Raw genomic sequence first — 718 nt, forward strand, 5'->3', positions numbered from 1 at the left:
CGCGGAGGCCGAGGTCGCGGCGCGCGACAGCCTGGCCGCGGCGGGCGGTGTTCGGCCGGTGCACGAAAAGACGGCCGACAGCCTCAACCTGCTGGCCAACACCCTGACCGCGCAGGGGCGCCACGCCGAGGCCGACCCGCACTATCGGCAGGTGCTGGGGATGTACGAGGTGCTGTACGGCTCCGACGACTTCCACGTGGCCATCGTCCTGTCGAACCTGGCCGCCTCGCTGCGGCGCTCGGGCCGGGCGGATCAGGCCGAGCCCCTCTATGCGCGCGCGGCGGCCATCGCCGAGCGGGCGGGCGATCCGGTGCTGCTGGCGCAATGCCTGACCAACTACGGCTGGTTCCTGCACGTGACGGGGCAGGGGAAGCGGGCCGAGGCGCCGTTCCGCCGGGCGCTGGAACTGGCGATAGAGGTCGTCGGCCCGGACCATCCGTTCACCGGCGTCGCCCGGGCCAACCTGGGCTACGCCCTGGCCGACCAGGGCCGCTGGGACGAGGCCGAGGAGCCGTTCCGGCTGGGGCTGGGGGTGTTTCAGGCGGGGGTCGGGGAGGACAGCCCGGACCTGCTGGACGCCCTAGACGGCTACGCCTGGGTGCTGGATCGCCTGGACCGCGCCGAGGAGGCCGAGGCCCACTATCGCCGCTCCGGGGCGATCGCCGCCGCCCGCCTGCCGCCGGCGCACGCCGACGCCCTGTCGACGCCGAGAAATACG

Annotated in this window: 1 protein-coding gene; it reads left to right on the plus strand. The window is 74.2% G+C overall.

Annotation, left to right across the window (positions count from 1 at the left end; genetic code table 11):
- The coding region (locus AC2W7C_RS18640; RefSeq protein WP_486002674.1) for a tetratricopeptide repeat protein at positions 1-718 on the plus strand (718 nt) is incomplete at both ends.

Source organism: Brevundimonas sp. CURTG3B2_SDJG (genome assembly GCF_057364705.1).